The organism is Streptomyces sp. NPDC002886, assembly GCF_042888445.1.
In the GTDB taxonomy this organism is placed as follows: domain Bacteria; phylum Actinomycetota; class Actinomycetes; order Streptomycetales; family Streptomycetaceae; genus Streptomyces.
Map to the genome: position 1 here is coordinate 61,383 of NZ_JBIAPV010000016.1, position 22,711 is coordinate 84,093.

12 protein-coding genes are annotated in these 22,711 nt (G+C 73.7%); 9 read left to right on the forward strand and 3 right to left on the reverse strand.

The window, feature by feature from the left end; all coding sequences use genetic code 11:
* Positions 1-279: 279 nt before the first annotated feature.
* Positions 280-732, reverse strand: a complete 453-nt coding sequence (locus ACFYYB_RS40080; RefSeq protein WP_389443276.1) for a MarR family winged helix-turn-helix transcriptional regulator — start codon at positions 730-732, stop codon at positions 280-282.
* 101 nt (positions 733-833) lie between these two features.
* Here ACFYYB_RS40080 and ACFYYB_RS40085 point away from each other — a divergent pair, with 101 nt between their 5' ends.
* Together ACFYYB_RS40085 and ACFYYB_RS40090 are read left to right on the forward strand one after the other, a co-directional pair.
* Positions 834-1,781, forward strand: coding sequence for a zinc-binding alcohol dehydrogenase family protein (locus tag ACFYYB_RS40085; protein WP_389443278.1), 948 nt, complete (start codon positions 834-836; stop codon positions 1,779-1,781).
* 141 nt (positions 1,782-1,922) lie between these two features.
* Positions 1,923-2,387: a hypothetical protein gene (locus ACFYYB_RS40090; RefSeq protein WP_389443280.1), complete on the forward strand. Its 465-nt coding sequence runs from the start codon at positions 1,923-1,925 to the stop codon at positions 2,385-2,387.
* Positions 2,388-2,456: 69 nt separating this feature from the next.
* On the opposite strand, the gene ACFYYB_RS40095 is transcribed toward ACFYYB_RS40090, so the two are convergent.
* Positions 2,457-3,083, reverse strand: a complete 627-nt coding sequence (locus ACFYYB_RS40095) for a hypothetical protein (protein ID WP_389443282.1) — start codon at positions 3,081-3,083, stop codon at positions 2,457-2,459.
* Positions 3,084-3,304: 221 nt separating this feature from the next.
* On the reverse strand, positions 3,305-4,642 hold the full coding sequence (locus ACFYYB_RS40100) for a lipase family protein (RefSeq protein ID WP_389443284.1): 1,338 nt from the start codon (positions 4,640-4,642) through the stop codon (positions 3,305-3,307).
* Positions 4,643-4,934: 292 nt separating this feature from the next.
* Between ACFYYB_RS40100 and ACFYYB_RS40105 the strand changes: the two genes are divergently transcribed.
* The 7 genes from ACFYYB_RS40105 (at position 4,935) to ACFYYB_RS40135 (ending at position 22,696) form a co-directional block, all read left to right on the forward strand.
* Positions 4,935-12,398 carry an amino acid adenylation domain-containing protein gene (locus ACFYYB_RS40105; RefSeq protein ID WP_389443286.1) on the forward strand — a complete coding sequence of 2,488 codons (7,464 nt, stop codon included), beginning with the start codon at positions 4,935-4,937 and terminating at the stop codon, positions 12,396-12,398.
* 138 nt (positions 12,399-12,536) lie between these two features.
* On the forward strand, positions 12,537-14,183 hold the full coding sequence (locus ACFYYB_RS40110; protein ID WP_389443288.1) for an argininosuccinate lyase: 1,647 nt from the start codon (positions 12,537-12,539) through the stop codon (positions 14,181-14,183).
* Entirely contained in the window at positions 14,149-15,123 is a 975-nt protein-coding gene (locus tag ACFYYB_RS40115; protein ID WP_389443290.1) for a kinase, read from the forward strand. Before ACFYYB_RS40110 ends, ACFYYB_RS40115 begins: the two co-directional genes overlap by 35 nt.
* 2 nt (positions 15,124-15,125) lie before the next feature.
* A complete protein-coding gene (locus tag ACFYYB_RS40120; protein WP_389443292.1) occupies positions 15,126-17,393 on the forward strand; it encodes a pyridoxal-phosphate dependent enzyme in 2,268 nt (755 codons plus the stop codon).
* A 74-nt stretch (positions 17,394-17,467) separates the two neighbouring features.
* Entirely contained in the window at positions 17,468-17,692 is a 225-nt protein-coding gene (locus tag ACFYYB_RS40125; protein WP_389443294.1) for an MbtH family protein, read from the forward strand.
* Entirely contained in the window at positions 17,685-19,505 is a 1,821-nt protein-coding gene (locus tag ACFYYB_RS40130; protein ID WP_389443296.1) for a condensation domain-containing protein, read from the forward strand. The genes ACFYYB_RS40125 and ACFYYB_RS40130 overlap by 8 nt, the downstream gene beginning before the upstream one ends.
* A complete protein-coding gene (locus tag ACFYYB_RS40135) occupies positions 19,502-22,696 on the forward strand; it encodes an amino acid adenylation domain-containing protein (protein WP_389443298.1) in 3,195 nt (1,064 codons plus the stop codon). The genes ACFYYB_RS40130 and ACFYYB_RS40135 overlap by 4 nt, the downstream gene beginning before the upstream one ends.
* The last annotated feature ends 15 nt before the right edge of the window (positions 22,697-22,711 follow it).

The following is a 22,711-nucleotide window of genomic DNA, read 5'->3' on the forward strand; positions in this document are numbered from 1 at the left end:
CTCGCCAGACTGTGCCCGCTCCATGGGGACCGCGGTGTGCCGCGTGCCGGGCAGTCCGGCGATCCGTTGTCTGAATCCCTCGCTGAGGCCCCGCAGTCGGCCGCGGCCGCGACCGCGGCCGCGGTGCGCCTGTGCCTCACCGTCGCCGACCCGGTCCGCCGCGCTGCCCAGAAGGCCCGCCGGGGCGGGGAGGGGGCACTCGTTTGGTGTCCAAGGCGGGGTCAGGCTCGTGCATGCGTGCGTGCGCGAGTGGGTGGTGGTGAGGCCTCAGGTGAGCGGTTAGGCGGTGGTGTGGCGGGTTTGCTGGATGAGCACGGTGGTGGCCCTCTCCAGGAGTTCGCGCAGTGCGGCGTGTTCGGTGGGTGTGAAGGCATCGGTGAGTGCGCGTTCAAGGATGATCACCTCCTGGTAGGCGCGGTCCAGGAGGGCCCGGCCCTCGTCCGTGAGGGTGGCGATCTGCACCTTGGCGTGGACCGGTGAGGTCTCGCGGCGGATGAGTCCCTTGGTCTCCATGTTGGTGAGCACGCTGCTCATGCTCTGCTGGGTCACCCCGCAGGCGCGGGCCAGTTGGGCGCCGGACATGCCGCCCTCGCGCGCGAGGGTCAGCAGCACGGTGTACTGCGTCATCGTCAGCCCGTAGGTACGCAGTACCGCCTCGTGGTGCGCCATCAGGGCCTGCTCGGACCGCCTGATCCGGGTGCAGAGATCATCCTCGACCGGGTCTTCCATCATGACTCCCACTCCAACAACAGGTACATGCCTTGACTCAGGAACCTTATACACCTAGGGTCCTCGACTATAAGGATACTGAGTCAACACAGGGGGCTGTAAGAGTGAAGGCTGTGCTTTTCGACACCGAGGACCGCTACCGCATCGCCGAAACCGATGAGCCCGTCCCGGGTCCCGGGCAGGTGGCGATCCGCGTCGCCTACGCCGGGATCCAGTGGGGCGACACCATGGTCCGGGACGGCCACTTTCCCGTGCCGCGTCCCTTCGTGCCCGGCTTCGAGGCATCCGGGCACATCATCGCGGTCGGCGATGGCGTCGACCCGGGCCGCATCGGTGAGCCCGTGGCCGCGCTGACCACCGCGGGCGCCTACGCCGAGGTGGCCGTGGCACCCGCCGTGCTCACCTTGGAAATCGGCGCCATGCCGCTGCGGACCGCCGCAGGCCTTGGCTGGGGTGCGCCGACCGCATACGACCTGATCAACGCGGCCTCACGGGTACGCCCCGGCGAGAGCGTGCTGGTCCACGCTGCCGCCGGCTCGGTCGGCACCCTGGCCGCCCAGTTCGCCCGACTCGCCGGCGCCGGCCGCGTCGTGGGAGTGGCGGGCAGCACCGCCAGGGCCGCATACGCCGCCCAGTTCGGCTACGACCAGGTCCTGCTGCGCGAGGACCTCCCGGCCGAGCTCGGAGAGGAGAAGTTCGATGTGATCCTCGACCCGGTCGGGGGCTCGACCCGGCAAGCCGGCCTCGAGCGGCTCGCAGCGCACGGCCGACTGGTGGCCTACGGAAATCTCAGCACCTACGAACCCGTCCTGGCCAACACCAACGACCTCCTCATGCAGGGGAAATCCCTCCTGACCTACAACAGCAACCTCCTCGGCCAGACCCACCCGGAGCGACTCGCCGACAGCGCCCGCCGCGCGCTCGGCCTCGTCGCCGACGGGCACGTACGCGTGGACGTCACCGCCGAGTACGCCCTGACCGACGTGGCCCGTGCCGTACAGCGGCTCGCCGACGGCTCCACCCACGGCAAGAGCGTCCTCCGAGTCTCCTGACAAGCGGCGGCCGGTGCGTCGTCGCGGTGAACCCGGTGGAGATTTCGTGAAACGTCGGACGTGCGGTCCGCAGGGAGCGGAGCGTACCGGGCATGGCCTGGGCAAACCGGGTCAACGGCATCTGATCATCAGGAGATGCGAATGAAGTTGCCGAAGAAGCGATTACGCAAACCGCAGGTGCTGGGCGTCGGCGTCATGGCGCTGCTGCTCGGTCTCGTTGCCTCCCCCACCGCACAGGCGGCCCCCGCCGCCGAGCAGTGCAGCGGAAGCTGGGACGGCAAGACGTACTGGGCCAAGAATCCGGCGGGGCGCGACGGGGGTGGCTACGCGCGCACCTACTGGAACGGTTCGACCAAGAAGAACTGTGTGAAGTTCTGGTCCAGTCCCTACGACGGCCTCGCCTCGCACGTCACCGTGGCGATCTTCGACGAGGGCGGCGACTACTCCATCGATCCGCCCAAGGAGCATCCGGCCAACCTGCACTACTACGCCGGACCGTTGTACACCTGGTTCAACTCGACGGGGCAGTGCATCCGGGTGAGCGGCTCGCTGGTACGGGGCGGAGTGAAATACAACCTCAACACCGGACCGATCCGCTGCGGATGATCCGCCGCCGCCGGCCGTAGCGGTACCGGCGCCGCAGGGGGAGCGGTGACGGGGCGGGCCGCCGCCCGGTCACCCGGCATCGCCGGCCGCGGTCCGCTCCGCGGTCCTGCGCCGCAGTGCGTCTTCCACGCGGGCCCGCCACAGCCTCAGCGGCTCCGGCATGCCGATGCCCACGAGGGGTGTGCCGGCCGGGGCTCCCTCGTGCCCGCGGCCCGCCTTCTGGTTCCTCTCGTACAGGGTCACCAGGTGCGCCAGCTGCGGCGTGTCCCGGCGCAGCCGGTCGGCCCGTCCGGGCGTCAGGAAACCGTGGTTGACGACGAACCGGCCGTCGTCACGGGCCGTCGTCACGTACATGAGGTGGCCGTCCGGGGACCAGAAGTACCGGATGTGGGGGTCCCGGCTCCAGCCCGGCGACGGGTGCCGGGACAGGGCCTCGTGACGGGCCGCCGCCTGCTCGTGGGTCATCCACGACCGCACCCGCCCCGCGTCCTGGTACTCCTCCTCGGTGAGCGGGACTCCGAACTCCCAAAGTCTGGGCAGCAGCTCCAGCTGGGCGACCTCTTGGAGGTACTGGGCCTTGGCCCGGGCGTCGCCCCGGCGGCCGGCGGCCTCCGCGTCGTGCCGGCGGCCCTCCAGCCCCCGCTCCTGGTCGAACTGCAAGAGGGCTGCCCAGTTGAGCTCTTCCGCGGCGGTCATGCGAGCCTCCCCCGGCCCCCTCGTAGCGGGCCCTCGGCCGGGCCGCCGCCGGTCGGCGGCCCGTGCCCACAGGATGATCCTCCGCCTGGAGAGCCGGCGCCAGACGCCCCGGGGTGGGCCCCGCCAACCGCCCGGCCGGTTGACCGGGCCGTGCCGCGCTCTCCCGGTTCCGTGCCGGTGGGGTGAGCGCCGGTGGTGAGCCGGGGCAGCTCCCTCTGGTGTCAGGGCCTTGCCGTGGGGACCTCCGGTGCGAGCGAGTTGCCCGCGGGGATCCGGCCGCAGTCGGACGGGGGCGTCTTGCCCGCGAACCTGTCGTTCAGCCAGCCGAGGGCGGCGGGTGCCCACGGAACGGCGGCGCCGACATGGCTGAGCAGCTCGTACTGGCGGTACTTGATGGCGGTGTTGCCCTTGTCGCAGTACTGCCGGACCAGCGCGCGCACGTCGCCGGCGACCATGACCCCGTCACCCGTTCCGATGCCCGGGAGGTTGCTGAAGGTGCCCTCCAGGACGCCTCCGTTGCCCTGGACGATGAACCCGGGAGCGCTGGGTGTGGCGGCCGAGCCGAGGTTGAGCTTGTTGACCGCCTCGACGAAGGGGGGAACCGAATTCGGATTCGCGTACTCCGGCTTGACCATCTTCTTCCAGGTCAGTCCCGGGTACTGGCCCAGCGCGTTGACGATCGACCCGCGTTCGAGCTCCTTGAACACCTGTCGACCGTAGGCGTTGAGGTAGGGCTCGAAGTCGATGTCGTAGGAACGCGCGGCCCCGATGACGGCCATGGGCGCGACGCCGGCCCAGATGGAACTACCGCTGACGTACTTGAGGTTGTGTGCCGGATCGACGAGCAGACCCCCTTCCGCGTATCCGACCAGCCTCCTGTCGACGTCCGGCGCGTAGCCCGGCGCGAGCGCGGCCGCCCAGTGGGTGGCGATGGCTCCGCCCGAGTAACCGGCCAGGCCGATCCGGGTGTTGGAGTTCAGGCCGGTCTGCGGGGACTGGCTCGCGGCCCGGATCGAGTCCAGCGTGTTCGTTCCGTACTCCGGGCCGGCCGCGAAGTCGGCGTTCTGACCCTCGCTGTCCGGGATGATCACGTTGTAGCCCGAGAGCAGGAGCGGCACCAGGAGGAGGGACTCGCCGTTCGCGATCAGGCCGCCGAGCGAGACGTCGCCCGCGATGGCCCGGGAAGGGGAGTCCGCGGGGTTGAGGGAGTCGTAGAACGACTGGTACGAAACGGCCTTGCTGCCGTCTCCGTTGGGGCTGCGCACGATCGACGTGACCCCGGCGGACGGGCGGCCCTGCGCGTCGACGGTGCGGAACAGCAGCTGGATCGCGGTGACCGGTGTCGGTATGCCGAGGACGTGGTACTTCAGCGTCCGGGTCTTGAGGACGGCGCCCGGTGCGTACGAGGACAGGGGCGTGCTGCCGTCGTACACGTAGAACGAGTCGCCCGCCGTGACCGTCGACGAGGCGGACGGAGCGGCCGCGGCCGCCGGAGCGGCGGTGACGGCCAGAGCGGTGGCAACTGCGGCTGCCAGCTTCCCCATGGCGATGCGGTGCATGGTTCCCTCGGATTCGTCTCGTGGATCACCGGGACAGTCGTCGTGCGTTACCGGTGGTAACGGCGTCGTAAGTTACCAGCAGGTAAACGGCTTGAACAGGCCTGCGGCACGGCTCTGTGCCACCCGAGCCCGACAAGGCCGCGAGGTCTCCGTCCAGGCGATGCCGGTCACGTGAATCCGGGACCGTAAAGAGGCGACTTCACCCCAATCCGCACCGTTCCTAGGCTGAAAGGGCAATCAAGCGGAGCATGCGCCGCGTACCGGGCACCGGTGCGGCGTCGAGGGAGTTGTCTTGGCCAGTCACGTTCCGATCGAACGCCCTGTGGAGCCGTCGTTCAGCGCGTTCCGCGCATCGGCAGCCCAGCAGCGCATGTACTTCCTCCAGCAGATGGAGGAGGGCCGGCCGACCTACCACATGCCGGTCTTCTACGGCCTGGAAGGGCTCGTGGACGAGACCGCGGTCCGCGACTGCGCGCAGGAACTGATCGGCCGGCACGAGGCGCTGCGCACCCGCTTCGTCCTGCGGGACGGCGAGTTGTGGCAGCACATCGACACCGGGGCCGTGCTCGCCTGGTCCTCGGCCACCGCGGCCGGCGACCGGGACGTCGAGGAATGGATGGCCGCCGAACACCGGCGGCCCTTCGACTTGGAGGCCGGACCGCTCTTCCGCGCGGCCCTGCTGCACACTCCCGACGGCGCCGTCCTCGCCCTCGCCATGCACCACATCGTCGCCGACGGCTGGTCCGTCGGGATCCTCGCCCGTGAACTCCTCGCCGCGTACGCCCGGCGCGCCGACGGTCCGCTGTCGGAGCCGGCCGAGGAGGGCCCGGAGTACCAGTACGCCGATTTCTCCGAATGGCAGGAGGAATGGCTCGGCGGCGAGACCGCCCGGCGCCAGCTCGCCCACTGGGAGGCGCAGTTGGGTGGCGAGCTGCCCGACGCACCCCTGCCCCGGGACGGCCGACCCGGGGCAGGAGCGGCGCCCGGCGCGGCGGCGCTGCACTCCTTCGACGTGCCGGACCCGGTGCTCGCCCGAATGGAGCGCCTGTGCCGCGACACGCACAGCACTCCCTACATGCTGATGCTGGCGGCCTTCCAGATCGTGCTGGGCCGGTACACGGGCACCGACGACGTGCTCGTGGGGACGCCGGTGGCGGGCCGCAACCGCAAGGAGTTCCAGGACACGGTCGGCCTGTTCGTCAACACGCTGGTGATCCGCGCGGACCTGTCCGGCAACCCGGCGTTCCGGATCCACCTCGAACGCGTACGGGACACCGTGCTCGACGCCCAGGACCACCAGGACCTGCCCTTCGAGCGGGTCGTCGACCGGATCGCGCCGGGGCGTACGGGTGAGGACGCGCCGCTGTTCCACGTCATGTTCGGCTTGCACGACGAGGACGGCATGACCGACGGTCTGCCCGGACCGAAGGTCCGGATGCTCGAAGGGCCCGCCGGGACGGCCAAGTTCGACCTCACCTTCGACGTCGTCCGCAGCGGCGGGGCGACGAGCTGCCGGCTGGAGTACCGCGCCGACCTGTTCGAGGCGGATACGATCGAGCGGTTCGGCCGGCACTTCGCCCGCCTGCTCGACGCCGCCACTGCACACCCCGAACTGCCGATCGAATCCCTGTCGATGCTGTCGGGTGAGGAGCGCGCCGGCATCGGATCCCCGCTCACCGGCGATGCTCCGCGCCCGCCCCGCGGAATCCTCCCGCAGGCTCCGGGTGAACTCCGCTGTGTCCACGAGCTCTTCGCGGACCACGCCGCCCGCACCCCCGACGCCGTCGCCCTCGTCCACGAGGGCGCGTCCCTCACCTACCGTGAGCTCGACACCCGGGCCAACCGGCTCGCCCACCGGCTGCGCGCCCTCGGAGTGGGCCCCGACACCCTCGTCGGACTGTGCCTGCCCCGCTCCGCCGACCTCGTCGTCGGCCTGCTCGGCATCCTCAAGGCCGGCGGCGCCTACCTCCCGCTGGACCCCGACAACCCGCCCGAGCGGCTGCGCCACATCATCGGCGACGCCCGCCTCGCGCATGTCGTCGGAACCACCGCCACCCGGGATCTGTGGGACACCCCCGGCGCCGTCCCCGATCCCGCCGACCCGCACTCCGCCGCCGTGCCCGCCGCCCTGCACACCGTCGACCTGCTCGCCGACGCCCCGCTCCTGGCCGCCCAACCGGACACCGCCCCGCAGACCGGTGTGACCCCGGACCATCTGGCCTACGTCATCTACACCTCCGGCTCCACCGGCCTGCCCAAGGGCACCCTCGTGCCCCACTCCAACGTCACCCGGCTGTTCTCCGCCACCGACCACTGGTTCGGCTTCGGTCCCGAGGACGTGTGGACCCTCTTCCACTCCATCGCCTTCGACTTCTCCGTGTGGGAGCTCTGGGGAGCCCTCGCCCATGGCGGCCGCCTCGTCGTGGTCCCGTACGGGACGAGCCGCTCGCCCGAGGAGTTCCACCGGCTGCTGCGCGCGGAACGCGTCACCGTGCTCAACCAGACCCCCTCCGCCTTCTACCAGTTGGCCCGTGCCGACGAGGAACGCCACCGCACGGCCGGTGCGACCGGGTCCGGACTGAGCCTGCGGCACGTCGTCTTCGGCGGGGAGGCCCTCGACGTCGCGGCCCTCGCCGGCTGGTTCGCCCGGCACGGCGACAGCGCACCCCGCCTGGTCAACATGTACGGCATCACCGAGACCACGGTGCACGTCACCTACCGTCCGCTGACCGCCCGCGACGCCGAGGAGGGCCGCGGCAGCGTCATCGGCGTGCCCATCCCCGACCTGCGCCTGCACCTGCTCGACGCACGCGGCCGGACCGTCCCGCGCGGAGCCGTCGGGGAGCTGTACGTCGCCGGCGCGGGCCTGGCCCGCGGCTACCTGCGGCGGCCCGAACTCACCGCCGAGCGCTTCCCCACCGTGCCCGCCGACGGTACGGCCGGCCGCGTGGCCGACGCCCCCGCCGGGCTCTCGGCCGGCGAGCGGCTGTACCGCACCGGCGACCTGGCGCGCGCCCTGCCCGACGGGGACCTCGAGTACCTGGGCCGCATCGACCACCAGGTCAAACTGCGCGGCTTCCGGATAGAACTCGGCGAGGTGGAGGCGGCCCTGGCCGCCCACCCCCGCGTCGACGCCGCGGTCGCGCTCGTCGCACCGGATCCCGCGGGGACCGACGTCCTCGTCGGCTACCTCGCCGTGACCGGGGCCGAGGACGGCGCCGGTCCCACCGTGGAGGAGCTGCGCGCCCACCTCGAGCGGCGACTGCCCGGCTACATGATCCCCGGCGCGTTCGTCACCCTGCCCGCCTTCCCGCTGACCGCCAACGGCAAGACCGACCGCCGCCGCCTGCCCGCCCCCGGGACGGTCGCACGGACCCCCACGGCAGCCTACGAAGCACCCCGCGGGCCGGTCGAGACCGCGCTCACCGAGGTCTTCGCGCAGGTCCTCGGGCACGAACGGGTGGGCGCCCTCGACAACTGGTTCGCCCTCGGCGGGGACTCCATCCGCTCCCTCCAGGCGCTCGCCAGGATCCGGGAACGCGGCTTCGACCTCACCGTCGCCGACCTCATGCGCCGCCAGTCGGCCCGCGCGCTCGCCCCCGTGGTGACCCGGCCGGCGCCGGCGCCCGACGGCGCGGCCCCGTACGAGCCGTTCGCGCTGCTCACCCCCGAGGACCGCACCGCCCTGCCCGGGGGGCTGGAGGACGCCTACCCGATGACCCGGCTCCAGGCCGGCATGCTCTACCACAGCGACCTGCCGTCGGCCGGCGGGCGCGTCTACCACAACGTGGCCTCCTACCTGGTCGAGGCGGCCTTCTCCGAAGCCGCCTGGCGGACCACCATCGACGTCCTCGCCGCCCGGCACGAGATGCTGCGCACCTCCTTCGACCCGCACGGATTCACCGAACCCCTCCAGCTCGTGCACCGCGGCGCCCGTCCGGAGATCACCTTCGAAGACCTGTACGGCCTCGACCCCGAGGCGCAGGACACCGCCGTCGCCGCCCGCTACGCCGCGGAGCGCGACCGGCCCTTCGCCTGGGAGCGCCCCCCGCTCATCCGCTTCCACGTGCAGCGGCTCTCGGACACCCGGCTCCGCCTGTTCGTCGCCGAGCACCACGCCGTCCTGGACGGCTGGAGCGAACGCTCGCTCCTGACCGAACTGGCCTCCTGCTACACCGAGGCGCTCGCCGCCCGCACCCCCGGGCAGGGCCCTTCCCCGGATGCGGGCCCCCGCTCCCGGTTCGCCACCTTCGTCGCCCTCGAACGAGCGGCCCTGGCCGACCCCGGGCAGCGCGCGTTCTGGACCGGCAAGGCCGCCGACGCCCCCGAGACCCGGCTGGCGCGCCCGGCGGCCAACGGCGGACCCGCCCGCATGTCCTGGTACCTCGCGCCGCTCCCGCAGGGGCTGCACGCCCGGCTGACCACCCTGGCCGCCGAGTGCGGCGTACCGCTGCGCACGGTCCTGCTCGCCGCCCACCTGCGGGTCATGGCCCTGCTGGGCGGTGGCGACGCGGTCACCACCGGAGTGGTCCACAACGGGCGGGCCGAGGAGACCGACGGGGACAAGGTCGTCGGTGCCTTCCTGAACACCCTGCCGCTGAGCGTCGAGGTCACCGGGACGCACTGGCGCGGCCTCGTCGCGCACGTCGCCGAGCTGGAGGCCGAACTGCACGCGTACCGGCGCTTCCCGCTCGCCGAGATCCAGCGCCTGTCCGGGGGAGGCCCGCTCTTCGAGACCTTCTTCAACTACACCCACTTCCACGTGGAGCAGGACGGGCCCACCGGTGGGACCTTCACCGTGCTGGAGGAGACCGGGGAGGCCGGCACCGACTTCGCCTTCGGCGCCGAGTTCTCCCGCAGCCCCGACGGCTCCCTGCTCGAACTCGGCCTGCGCTTCGACGCCGCCCAGTTCTCCGAGGAACAGATGGAGAGCGCGCACGCCGCCTACCGGGCTGCCCTGTGCGACCTGTCCGAGGCCCCGGACCGCGACTGCACTGCCGCCGACCTGCTCCCGGAGGCCGAGCACCGCCGCTACGCCGAGTGGAACCGGACCGCCGTCCCCTACGCGCGGCCGCACGTCCTGACCCGGCTGATCGATGAGCAGCTGGACCGGACCCCCGACGCCCCCGCCGTCCGCTTCGAGGGCGCGGAACTGACCTACCGCGCCCTCGGCACCGAGGCCGACCGGCTGTGCGCGGTCCTGCGCGAACGGGGCGCCGGCCCCGGTACCTTCGTCGGCCTGCTGATGGAACGCTCCCTCGCCCTGCCCGTCGTCCTGCTCGCCGTCCTGAGGTCCGGCGCCGCCTACGTCCCGCTCGACCCGGAGCACCCGGCGCCGCGCGTGCGGTCCCTGCTCGCCGAAGCGGGCATCGGCCTGGTCGTCACCGACGGAGGGTGGGCGGACCGGCTGGAGGGCTCCGGGGTCACCGTCGTACGGCCTCAGGACGGCCCTCAGGACGGCCCTCAGGACGGCCCTCAGGGCGGCCCTCGGGACGCCCCTCAGGACGCCCCGGCCGCCCCGACGGCCACCCCGAGCGGCGCCGTGGACGCCTCCGGTCCCGGCACGGGCCCCGGCCCAGGCCCCGCCGACCCGGCGTACATGATCTTCACCTCGGGATCCACCGGCAAGCCCAAGGGCGTCGTGGTCTCCCACCGCGCCATCGCCAACCGGCTGCTGTGGATGCAGGACGAGTACGGCCTGACACCGGGGGAGCGGGTGCTCCACAAGACGCCGTACACCTTCGACGTCTCCGTGTGGGAGCTCTTCTGGCCGCTGCTCACCGGCGCCACCCTGGTCCTCGCCCGACCGGGCGGCCAGCGCGACCCCGCCTACCTCGCCGCTCTGATCCACGACGAGGGCGTCAGCACGGTGCACTTCGTCCCGTCGATGCTCAGCGTCTTCCTCGACGACCCCGCCGCCGTGACCGGTGCGGCGGGCCTCACCCGGGTGGTGTGCAGCGGCGAGGCCCTCCCGTACGAGGTGCAGCGCAGGTTCTTCGAGCGGCTGCCCGGAGTGGAACTGCACAACCTCTACGGGCCCACCGAGGCGGCCGTCGACGTCACGTACTGGCAGTGCCGGCCCGACGGCGGCGACACCGTGCCCATCGGCCGGCCCATCGCCAACATGCGCACCCACGTCCTGGACCGGCGCCTCGCCGAGGTCCCCCTCGGCGTCACCGGAGAACTCTTCCTCGAAGGCGTCGGCCTCGCCGACGGCTACCACGGCCGACCGGAACTGACGGCCGAGCGCTTCATCGAGCACACCGGCCCCGACGGCGTCACCCGCCGCCTCTACCGGACCGGCGACCTGGCCCGGCACCGCCCCGACGGCGCCCTGGAGTACGCGGGCCGCACCGACCACCAGCTCAAGATCCGCGGCTTCCGCGTCGAGCCGGGGGAGATCGAAGCGGTCCTCGCCGAACACCCCGGCGTCCGCGACTGCGCCGTCCTGCCCCGCGGCGAACGCCTCGTCGGCTACTTCGTCCCCGAGTCGGCCGGACCGGGCACCATCGCCGCACCCGACCCCGGTGACCTGGCCGCCCACGCCCGCGAACGGCTCCCCGCGTACATGGTCCCGTCCGCCTGGGTGTCCCTGGAGACCCTCCCGCTGACCGCCAACGGCAAACTGGACCGCGCCGCCCTGCCCGACCCGGACCCCGCCGACCTGCGCGGCGGCGTGGACCCGACCCCGCCCCGCGACGCACTCGAATCCCGCCTCGCCGAGATCTGGGAGCGGCTCCTGGCCGCCGGCCCGGTCGGCGTCCACGACGACTTCTTCGAGTCCGGCGGGCACTCCATCGACGCCCTGCGCCTGATCGGCCGGATCAACCAGGCCTTCGGCGAACGGCTCGGCGTCTCGGCCGTCATGGAACACCCGACCGTCGCCCGGCAGGCCGGCCTGCTGCGCGGCCGCCACGCCGGGGCGGCACCCGACCCGGTGGTCCGCATCCGGCCCGAGGGCACGCTCGACCCCCTCTTCCTCGTGCACCCGATCGGCGGAAACGTCTTCTGCTACCGGGCCCTGGCCGCCGAACTGGACCCCGGCCGACCGGTGTTCGGCCTGACGGCGCCCGGGCTCACCGCCCCCGACCCGGTGTCCGAGGCCACCGTCGAGGAGCTGGCCGCGGTCCACGTGGAAGCCCTGCGCCGGATCCGGCCCGAAGGCCCCTACCACCTGGCCGGCTGGTCCTTCGGCGGGCTCCTCGCCTACGAAATGGCCGTCCGGCTGAGCGCCGCCGGGCAGGAGGTGGCGACCCTCGCCCTGCTGGACACCGGCCACCCGGAGCCCGCCCACGTCCCCGCGGACGAGTGCGACCTGCTGGAGTGGTTCCACGAGGACCTGGCCCGCTCCGCCGGCTTCGACCCGTCCGACGAGGGCGTGTCGGCCCTGCGCGGCGAGCTGCGGGGCGTCACCGGCACCACGGCCCGCCTCGCCGTCCTCACCGAACAGGTGGAACGCGAGGGCTTCGCGCCCGGACTGGACCCGCGGGACCTCGCCCGGCACTACGCGGTGTTCCGTACGGGGATCCGCGCCGCCGCCGCGTACGAACCGCCGGCCGCCCCCTGCCCGGTCCTGTTCCTCCAGACCCGCACCGGGGGCCGCGAAAACGCCGCCGACCGGTGGGCCGGACGGGCCGCGGCCGGCTTCACCCGCCACGACATCGCCACCGACCACTACGGGCTGATGCGGCCGCCGCACAGCAGCCGGGCCGCCGCTCTGCTGAGCACCGCCCTCGCCACGGCCGACCACCGCTGAGCCGGGCCCGTAGGCCCACCCACTTCGCCCTCGCCCCGCCCCGCCCCGCCCCGTGCCACGCCCTCGTGCGCGGCGCGCCGACGAGGCATGCGCCGACGCACCTCGCGCCCCGCACCAGAACAAGAACGGAAACACCACGTGACGAGCGATACTCCGGGGCCCACCACCCCCGAACTGAGCGGCCGCATCCGCGGCGGCCCCGCGGAACTCCTCCACGACGAAGTGCTCGCACCGCAGTTCGCCTTCGAGTCCCGCCACCTGCTGCGCCACTACGTCGCCATCGAGAAGACCCTGGCCGCCGAGTACGTCCGCATGGACCTGATCACCGTCGAGGAGGCCCGCCGGATCGCGGCCCTGCTGGACTCCGTCGGCCCCGACACCCTCAGTGCGCAGCCCGGCGCCAACATGTCGGACATCGCCTTCGCCCTCGAACGGCACGTCGAGGCGGGCCTGCCCCACCCGGTCGTCGCCTGGCACGCCGACCGCAGCCGCAACGACCTCCAGGCCTGCGCCCAGGTGATGTACGGACGCGACCAGCTCACCCGGTTCGCCGCGTCCCTCCACGAACTCGGCTCCGTCGTAATCCGGTTGGCCGAGAAGACCTGTGACCTGCCCATGCCGGGCTACACCCACTTCCAGGCCGCCCAGATCATCACCCCCGGCTTCCACCTCGCCGCGCTCTCCGAGCACCTGCTGCACACCCACGCCCGGCTGCTGAACGCCTACGACGGCATCGACGCCTCTCCGCTGGGCGCCGGTGCCATGGCCGGCCAGGAACTGCCCTGGGACCGTGACCGGATGGCCCGGCTGCTCGGGTTCTCCCGGCCGCAGCCCCACGCCCTGACCGCCGTGGCCTCGCGCCGTTGGAGCGCCGAACTGACGGCGGAGCTCAGCCTCCTGGGCAGCGCCCTGAGCCGCTTCACCACCGACCTGCTCACCTGGGGCGGCAGCGAGTACGGCTTCATCGAACTGCCCGACGAACTGTCCGGCATCTCGTCCGCCATGCCGCAGAAGAAGAACTACCCCGTCCTGGAGCGGATCCGTGGACGCACGGCCCACCTGACCGCCTTCCACTTCGACGTGCTCCTGGGCCAGCGCAACACCCCCTTCTGCAACCTCGTCGAGGTCTCCAAGGAGGCCGGCACCCACGTGCTGAACGCCTTCGACTCGGCCCACGGCACCGTCCGCCTCCTCACCGAGGTGCTGCGCCGGCTCACCTTCCGCGCCGACCGCATGCGCCAGGTGTGCGCAGCCGAGTTCCTCGGCGGCTTCAGCCTCGCCAATGCCCTGTGCCTCACAGAAGGGGTGCCCTGGCGCACCGCGCAGGTCGTCGCCGGCAAGTACGTCGTGCTCGCCGCGACGGCCGGCGCCGCTCCCGCTCCGGGCGAGCCCGCCCTGCTGGCCGAGGCGGCCGCCGGACACGGCATCACCCTCACCGACCCCGCCCGGCTCCTCGCCGAGGCCTTCGACGTCGACCGGGGCCTGCAACGCATGGTGTCCGCCGGTTCGGCCCGCCCCGAGGCCGTACGCGCCGTCCTGCGCACCCAGCAGGAGACGTACGAAGGGCTCGCCGCCGAGTGGGAACGGCGCGCGGCCGCGATCCGCGCGGGCGCCGAGGAGGGCGACCTCGCCCTGTACGGCGCGGCCGGCACGGCCACTGACACCGGCACGGCCACTGACACCGGCACGGCCACCGACACCGGCAAGGTCACCGCCACCGAGACCGAGACCGATGAGCAGGAGGACGGCGATGACACCCGCGCCCGCGTACGGCACGCGCACTGACACCGCCGGGGCGCTCTCCACCGCCCCCGCCGGAACCGGCAGCGCCTTCGGCACCTTCGGCGAACTGCTCCAGGGCGCCCTGCCCCACCCGCAGGGCGACTTCCTGGTCACCTTCCCGCTGGCACGCTGGGCCACCGCCGTCTTCCGCCCCGTGCCAGGCCGGCGCGACGTCCAGGTGCGGCCCGCGCACAAGGCCAAGTCCCGCCGGGTCGCCGAAGCCGTCCTCGCCGCCCTCGGCAGCACGGACGGCGGCCTGCTGGAGGTGGCCGGCGACCTGCCCGAGGGCAAGGGCCTCGCCAGCTCCTCCGCCGACCTCGTCGCCACCGTACGGGCCGTCGGCGCGGCCCACGGCCGCGCCTTCACCCCGGCCGAGACGGAGGACTTCCTGCGCGGCATCGAACCGGCCGACGGGGTCATGTACGACGAGATCGTCGCCTTCCACCACCGCGAGGTGCGCCTCGGCCGCCGCCTCGGCGTGCTCCCCCCGCTCACCGTCGTCGCCCACGACGAGGGCGGGCAGGTGGACACCGTCGCGCACAACCGGGCCGCCCGGGCCATCGACTCCGCGGACCGCGCGGAGTACGCGTTCCTGCTGGACCGGCTCACATCGGCCGTGGCCCGCGCCGACCTCCAGGAGGTCGGCGCCGTCGCCACCCGCAGCGCGGAGATGAACGCCCACCGGCGCCGGCGCGCCGGGTTCGCGCACCTGCACGCCCTGTGCCGAGAGGTCGACGGCCTGGGCCTGGTGCTCGCCCACAGCGGCACCATGCTCGGCGTCCTCCTGGAGGCGGGCGACCCCGCCCTCGCCGGCAAGACCGAGCACATACGGGCCGGCTGCGCTGCCCTCGGAGGAGAGATGTCCGTCCACCGCTCCCTCGGCGGCGGCGACAGCTGGAGCCCGACGGCCGCGCCCGCCCACCCCACCGAGCTGGAGATCTGAGCATGCTGTTCGACACCGTGACGGACGCGATCGGGGCCACCCCTCTGGTCCGGCTCCGCCTGGGCGAGGCCCGCGGCGTGGAGGTCTACGCCAAGCTGGAACTGCAGAACCTCTTCGCGATGAAGGACCGCGTCGCCCGCAACATCCTGCTGGAGGCCCGGCGGCTGGGCACCCTGAAGCCGGGCGACCCCGTCATCGAGAGCTCCTCGGGCACCATGGCCCTCGGCGTCGCCCTCGTCGGCCGCTCCCTGGGCCACGAGGTCCACATCGTCACCGACCCGCGCATCGACCCCGTCACCCTCGCCAAACTCCGCGCCCTGGGCTGCCGGGTGCACATCGTCGGGGCCATGACCAGCCACGGCTGGCAGAGCGCCCGTCTGGAGCGGCTCGCGGAGCTGCTCGACGAACTGCCGGGCGCCTTCTGGCCGCAGCAGTACACCAACCCCGACAACCCCGGCGCCTACCGCACCCTCGCCGGTGAACTCCTCGAAGACCTCGGCCGGTTCGACACCCTCGTCGGCGCCGTCGGCAGCGGCGGCTCCCTCTGCGGAACCGCCCGCGCCCTGCGCGCCACGCTGCCCGGCCTGCACGTCGTCGGCGTCGACTGCGTGGGCAGCGCCCTCTTCGGCCAGCCCGACGTACCGCAGCGCCTACAGAGCGGCCTGGGCAACAGCCTGCTGCCCAAGAACCTGGACCGCACCCTCGTCGACGAGGTGCACTGGCTCAACGACCACGAGGCCTTCGCCGCCACCTGGGACCTCGCCCGTGAACAGCAGATCTTCGGCGGCAACACCTCGGGCTCCGTCTACCGGGTCCTCACCGGCCTCGCCGAGCGCGCCGAACCCGGCACCCGGATCGTCGGCATCCTGCCCGACCGCGGCGACCGCTACGCCGACACGGTCTACAGCGACGAGCACTGGGACGCGAACCGGCTGCGCGAGGTGCCCACCGCCACCGCACCGGCCGCCCTCGGCCCCGACGCGACCGCCCGCACCTGGTCCACGCTCGCCTACGCCCCGCCCGCCGGGATCCGCCGGCACCTGCTGTTCGTGGAGTCCAACACCACCGGCACCGGCATGCTGGCGCTGGAGCGGGCTCGCGAACTGGGCACCGTACCCGTCCTGCTGACCGGCGACCCCGACCGCTACCGGGGACTCGCGGACACCGGCGCCGAGGTGGTGCGCTGCGACACCAACTCCGACGCAGCCCTGCGCGCCGCCGTACAGGAACGCTTCCGCCGCGAGGAGATCGCCGGCGTCACCACCACCAGCGACTTCTACGTACCGGCCGCCGCCCGGATCGCACAGTGGCTCGGCCTGCCCGGCAACCCGCCCGAGGCGGTGGCCCTCTGCCGCGACAAGTCGGCCCTGCGCGAGAGGCTGCGGGCCGCGGGCGTCCGCCAGCCCCGCTACGCCCTGGTCCGCGAGCCGGAGGGGGCCGCGGCCGCCGTCGCGCTCACCGGACTGCCCTGCGTGGTCAAGCCGGCCGACGACTCGGGCTCCACGAACGTCCTGCTCTGCGCCGACGAGGACCAGGCCCGCGCCCAGATCGAGCGGATCCTCGCCATCGACACCAACGTACGGGGCATGCCCACCGCACGCACCGTCCTCGTCGAGGAGTACCTGGAGGCGCCCGAGTACAGCGTCGAGATGTTCAGCCGGGACGGGCGGGCCGAGTGCGTCGGCATCACCGCCAAGTCGGTGACAGCGACCCCGTACTTCGTCGAACACCGCCACCTCTTCCCCGCCCCGCTGCCCGCCACCACCGCGCAGCGGATCACCGAGACGGTGACGGCGGCCCTGGACGCGGCCGGGATCCGGCTGGGAGCCACCCACACCGAGGTCAAACTGACCGCCGACGGACCCGCCCTCATCGAGATCAACCCCCGCCCGGCCGGCGGCATGATCCCCGAACTGATCCGGCTCGCCACCGGGGTCGACCTCCTCGGCGAGCAGCTCCGCGCCGCACTCGGACTGCCCCCGCACCTGAAGGCCGAGGACGCCGGCCACGCCGGCATCCAGTTCCTCCTCGCCGACACCGACGGCACGCTCACCGCCGCCCACGGCACCCCGGCCGCCGAAGCCGTCGACGGGGTCGAGTCGGTGCTGGTCACCGCCGCCCCCGGCACGCCCGTGCGCAGCCCCCGCAGCGCCTCCGACCGGCTCGGCCACGTGATCGCCCGCCACGCGGAGCCCGAAGGCGTGCACGCGGCCCTCGACGCGGCACGCGCCCTGATCCGCCTCGACATCGAGGCCGCACCCCGCGCCTGATCCTCCACCCCCGCCCCTCCTACAAGGCGCCGGGCGCCCCGTACGCGCACACCCGAACCGAAAGGCGAACCGCCGTGAGCAACCCCTTCGAGAACGACAACGCCTGCTACCTCGTCGTCCGCAACGACGAGCTCCAGCACTCCCTGTGGCCCGCCGCCAACCCCGTCCCGGCCGGCTGGAACGTGGTGCACGGCCCCGACGGCCGTCAGGCCTGCCTGGACCACGTCGAGCGCGTCTGGACCGACATGCGCCCCGCCTCCCTGGTGGCCGCCCTCGCCGGAAACACGCCCCGTGGCTGAGCCCGCCCACCGCAACGGGCCGCCCGCCGGGACCGACCCCGTACGGACCCTGCGCACCCTCTTCGCCGACGTGCTCGGCCACGGCGAGGTCGACGCGGGCCACAGCTTCACCGGGCTGGGAGGGGACAGCATCCAGGCGATCCAGGTCGTCAGCCGCGCCCGCGCGGCCGGCCTCGTCCTCACCACCCGCGACGTGCTCCGCGCCGAGAGCGTGACCGCGCTCGCCGCCACCGCCCGCGTCCACGGCCGGGTACGGGCCGGCGCGGGCCCGGCCGTGCCCCTGCGCAGGCTGGGCCCGCTGACCCCCACCCCCATCATGGGCTGGCTCGCCGAACTCGGCGGTCCCGTCGACACGTACAACCAGTCGCTCGTGGTGCGCACCCCGCCGGGCTTCGGGGCGGCCGACGCCGAACGCACCGTACAGGCCCTCCTCGACACCCACGAGATGCTCCGGCTGAGGCTGCCCGACGGGATCGCCGCGACCGGCGCGACCGGCGGGACCGGCGCCGAGCCGGTCGTACCCCCCGCGGGCTCCGTCACCGCGGCGGACCTGCTCGACCACGTGGACGCCCGCGGCAGGGGCGACGCGGAACTGCCCGCCCTGACCCGGGAGCGGATGCGGGCGGCGCGGCGGCGGCTCTCGCCCCGCGACGGCCGGATGCTGCGCGCCGTCCTGATGGACCGGGGAGCCGGACAGCAAGGGCGCCTCGCGCTCGTCGTCCACCACCTGGTCGTCGACGGAGTCTCCTGGCGCATCCTCCAGGACGACCTGCGGACCTGCGCGGCGGCCCTCGCCGAGGGCCTCGAGCCGATCCTGGAACCGGCGCACACCCCCTTCGTGCACTGGGCCGACCTGCTGCGGGCGGAGGCCACCTCCGGCCGCCGGACCGCCGAGGCCGACCGCTGGGCAGCGGCCCTGCGCGAGGCCCCGCACGCCCTCGCCGGGGTCCGCGCGCCCGGCGGCCTCGACCCCGAGAGCCCCGAGCACACCCTCACCCTCACCCTCGGCCCGGACGTGACGGGTCCCCTGCTCACCACCGCGCCCGGCCTCGTCAACGGCACCGTCAACGATGTCCTGCTGACCGCCCTGGCCCTGGCCGTCCTCGGCCGGCGCGGCGCGGACGGACCGGACGGGCCGGACGGACCGGACGAGGAAGGAGCCGTCCTCGTCGACGTCGAGGGGCACGGCCGGGAGGACGTCGCCGACGGAACGGACCTGTCCCGCACCGTCGGCTGGTTCACCACCGTCTTCCCCGTCCGCCTCGCCCTCGGCAGCCCCGACCTCGAAGAGGCCCGGGCCGGCGGACCGGCGATCGGAGCCGCCCTGCGCCTCGTCAAGGAGGAGCTGCGCGCCGTACCGGACAAGGGCATCGGCTTCGGCCTGCTGCGCCACCTCAACTCCCGCACCGGAGCGGACCTCGCCGCGCGGGGCATTCCCCAGATCGGCTTCAACTACCTCGGCCGGTTCCCGATGGGCGGCGACGCGCCGTGGGACGCCGCCCCCGGGCACGCCTTCGCCCTGGACGACGCCGACGAGGGACTTCCGATGGCGCACGCCGTCGAGGTGAACGCGGCCGCCCACGAGGGCCCCGACGGCCTCACTCTCAGCGCCACCTGGACCTGGGCGGGCAACGCCCTCCCGGGCCCGTGGGTCCACGGCCTCGCCCAGGAGTGGTTCACCATGCTGCGCGCCGTCGTCACCCACGCCGCCCGCCCGGACTCCGGCGGACTGACCCCCTCCGACGTGTCCCTCACCCGGGTCAGCCAGGCCGACCTCGACACCTTCGAATCCCAGCTCGGAGCCCTGCTGTGATCCCTCTGTCCCACGCCCAGCATCGCTTGTGGTTCCACGCCCGCGACGGGGCCGACGGCGCGCTCTACCACATCCCCGTCGGGCTCCGGCTCAGCGGCGCCCTCGACCGCGCCGCCCTGCACGCCGCCCTCGCGGACGTCAGCGCCCGCCACGAAGCGCTGCGCACCGTCTTCCCGGACGAGGCGGGCCGACCGTACCAGCGAGTCCTGGCCCCGGCGGACGCCGCTCCGGCGCTCACCGTCACCGACTGCCCGGCCGCCGACCGCCCCGGGTGGGCCGCGCAGGCGTCGTCCCGCCCCTTCGACCTGCACACCGAACCACCGCTGCGCGCCGACCTCTTCACGGACGGGGACGAGGACCACTACCTGCTCCTGGTCCTGCACCACATCGCGGGCGACGGTCACTCCGTCAACATCCTCGTCCGCGACCTCGCCGCCGCCTACACCGCCCGGACCGCCGGCCGGCCGCCCGAGTGGCCCGAACTGCCCGTCCAGTACCCGGACTACGCACTGTGGCAGCGTGAACTCCTCGGCCCGGCCCAGGACCCCGACTCCCTGCACGCCCGGCTGCTCACCCACTGGGCGACGGCCCTCGAAGGCCTCCCCGACGAACTGGCGCTGCCCGCCGACCGCCCGCGCCCGGCCGTCGCGGGCCACCGGGGCGCGGTGGTGGAGGCACGCACCGACGCCGCCGCCCACGCGGGTCTGGCCGCACTCGCCCGCAGCGGCCGCGCCACGCCGTTCATGGCCGTCCAGGCTGCCTTCGCCGTCCTGCTCACCCGCCTCGGTGCCGGCACCGACCTGCCGCTCGGCTGCCCCGTCGACGGCCGGGACGACGAAGCCCTCACCGACCTCGTGGGGCTCTTCGTCAACACCCTGATCGTGCGCGCCGACACCTCCGGCGACCCCACCTTCGGGGAGGTGCTCGACCGGGTGCGCACCGCCGCCCTGGCGACGTACGCCCACCAGGAACTGCCCTTCGAATCGCTGGTCGAACGACTCAACCCGGCCCGTTCGGCGGCCCGGCACCCACTCTTCCAGGTCGCCGTCGCCGCCCAGCGCACCGAGCCGCAGATCCCCGCCTTCGCGGGCCTGACCGTGCGGGCGGAGGCGCTGCGCACCGACACGGCCAAGTTCGACCTCACCCTGGAGGTCGAGGAACTCCACGACCCGGCCACCGGAGCACCCGGGGGCCTGGCCCTCGGACTGGAGTACGCGAGCGACCTGTTCGACGAGGGAACGGCCCGGCGCCTGCTGGACCGGCTCGTCCAGCTGATCGGCGCCGTCGTCCGCGAGCCCGGGACCCCGGTCTCCGCACTCGACGTACTGCTGCCGGGGGAGCGGGCCGACCTCCTCGAGCACTGGCAGGGCGCGCCCGTCGCCGCCGACGCCCGCACCGTCCACGAGGTCTTCGCGGAGCGGGCCGCCGCCCACCCGGACCGGCCCGCCGTGCTCTGCGCGGGCCGTGGGACCACGTACGCCGAACTCGACGCGGCGGCCGAGCTGTTCGCCGGCCGGCTGCGCACCCTCGGCGTCCGCCCCGGCGAGGCCGTCGCCGTCCTGATGGACCGATCGGCCGACCTGGTGGCCGCCTGCCTGGGCATCCTCAAGGCCGGAGCCGCCTACCTGCCGCTGGACGCCCGGGCCCCCGTCGCCCGTACCGAGGCCGTGATCGCCGCGTCCGGGGCCGCGGTCCTCGTCACCGACGTCCCGGAGGGCGAGCCCGTTCCGGCGGGGGTGCGCCACGTACTGCGCCCGGGGCGGCCCCCTGCCGAAGGCGACGCCGAAAGTGCCGCGACGGCCGGCCATCCCGACGCGCTCGCCTACCTGATGTACACCTCCGGCTCCACCGGCGCCCCCAAGGGCGTGGCCGTCTCCCACCGCGAGGTCGTCGCCCTGGCCACCGACCGGCGCTGGCGCGGTGGCGCGCACGAGCGGGTCCTCTTCCGCTCCCCGCACGCCTTCGACGCCTCCACCTACGAGCTGTGGGTGCCGCTGCTGAACGGCGGGCTCGTCGTCGTGGCGCCCCCCGGCGACCTCGACGTCGACGCGCTGGCCCGGCTGATGACCGAGGAGCAGGTCACCGGGACCTTCCTCACCGCCACCCTCTTCAACGTCCTCGCCGACCGCTGCCTGCCCGCGCTCGGTTCCCTGCACGAGGTGATGACCGGCGGCGAGGCCGCCTCCCCGTCCATGGTCCGCCGGGTCCGCGAGGCCTGTCCCCGCACCACCGTCACCAACGCCTACGGCCCCACCGAGACCACCACCTTCGCCGCGACCTTCGCCGTGGGACCCGGCCAGGACGCCCCCGACGGGTCGGTGCCCATCGGCCGCCCGCTCGACGGCACGCGGCTCCACGTCCTCGACGAACGGCTCGGCCTCGCCGCGCCCGGCGTCACCGGCGAGCTCTACATCGCCGGCGCCGGACTCGCGCAGGGCTACCTCGGCCGGGCCGCGCTCACCGCCGAACGCTTCGTCGCCTGCCCGTACGGCCCCCCGGGCGCCCGCATGTACCGCACCGGCGACCTCGCCCGCTGGAACGCCGACGGCCAGGTCGAGTACCTGGGCCGCGCCGACCGGCAGGTCAAGATCCGGGGGCTGCGCATCGAACCGGGGGAGATCGAGCACGCCCTGGCCGGCCACCCGGCGGTGGGCCAGGCCGCCGTCACCGTCGTGGACACGCCCGCCGGCGCCGCGCTCGCGGGCTACGCGGTCCCGGCCGGGGGAGCCACCGCACCCACCCCGGCGGAACTGCGCGAACACCTGCGTGCCCGGCTGCCCGACTACATGGTGCCCACCACCCTGACCCTGCTCGACGCCTTCCCGGTGACGGCCAACGGCAAGACCGACCTGGCCGCCCTGCCCGCGCCGGACCCGACGGCCGGCGCCGCCAGGGTCCACCAGGAGCCGCGCACCGATGAGGAGCGCGCCCTGTGCGCGATCTGGGAGCAGGTCCTCGGCCTGCCGCGGATCGGCGTCCACGACAGCTTCTTCGACCTGGGCGGGCACTCCCTGCTCGCCACCCAGCTGCTCGCCGAGGTCCGGACGCGATGCGGAGCCGCCATCGGCATCCGCCAGTTCTTCAGCGGCCCCACCGTCGCCGAACTCGCCGCCGCCCTGCCCGCGGCGGCCGCGGGCGCCGCGCAGGACCCGCCGATCGTCCGCCGGGCCCGCCGCACCCAGACCGCCTGACCCCAGAAGGAACAC

What these genes read in the sequence shown, in the direction of transcription:
- ACFYYB_RS40090 (WP_389443280.1), top strand. Translation starts at nt 1,923, where the DNA reads ATGAAGTTGCCGAAGAAGCGATTACGCAAACCGCAGGTGCTGGGCGTC.
- ACFYYB_RS40100 (WP_389443284.1), bottom strand. Translation starts at nt 4,642, where the DNA reads ATGCACCGCATCGCCATGGGGAAGCTGGCAGCCGCAGTTGCCACCGCT.
- ACFYYB_RS40120 (WP_389443292.1), top strand. Translation starts at nt 15,126, where the DNA reads ATGCTGTTCGACACCGTGACGGACGCGATCGGGGCCACCCCTCTGGTC.
- ACFYYB_RS40095 (WP_389443282.1), bottom strand. Translation starts at nt 3,083, where the DNA reads ATGACCGCCGCGGAAGAGCTCAACTGGGCAGCCCTCTTGCAGTTCGAC.
- ACFYYB_RS40080 (WP_389443276.1), bottom strand. Translation starts at nt 732, where the DNA reads ATGATGGAAGACCCGGTCGAGGATGATCTCTGCACCCGGATCAGGCGG.
- ACFYYB_RS40115 (WP_389443290.1), top strand. Translation starts at nt 14,149, where the DNA reads ATGACACCCGCGCCCGCGTACGGCACGCGCACTGACACCGCCGGGGCG.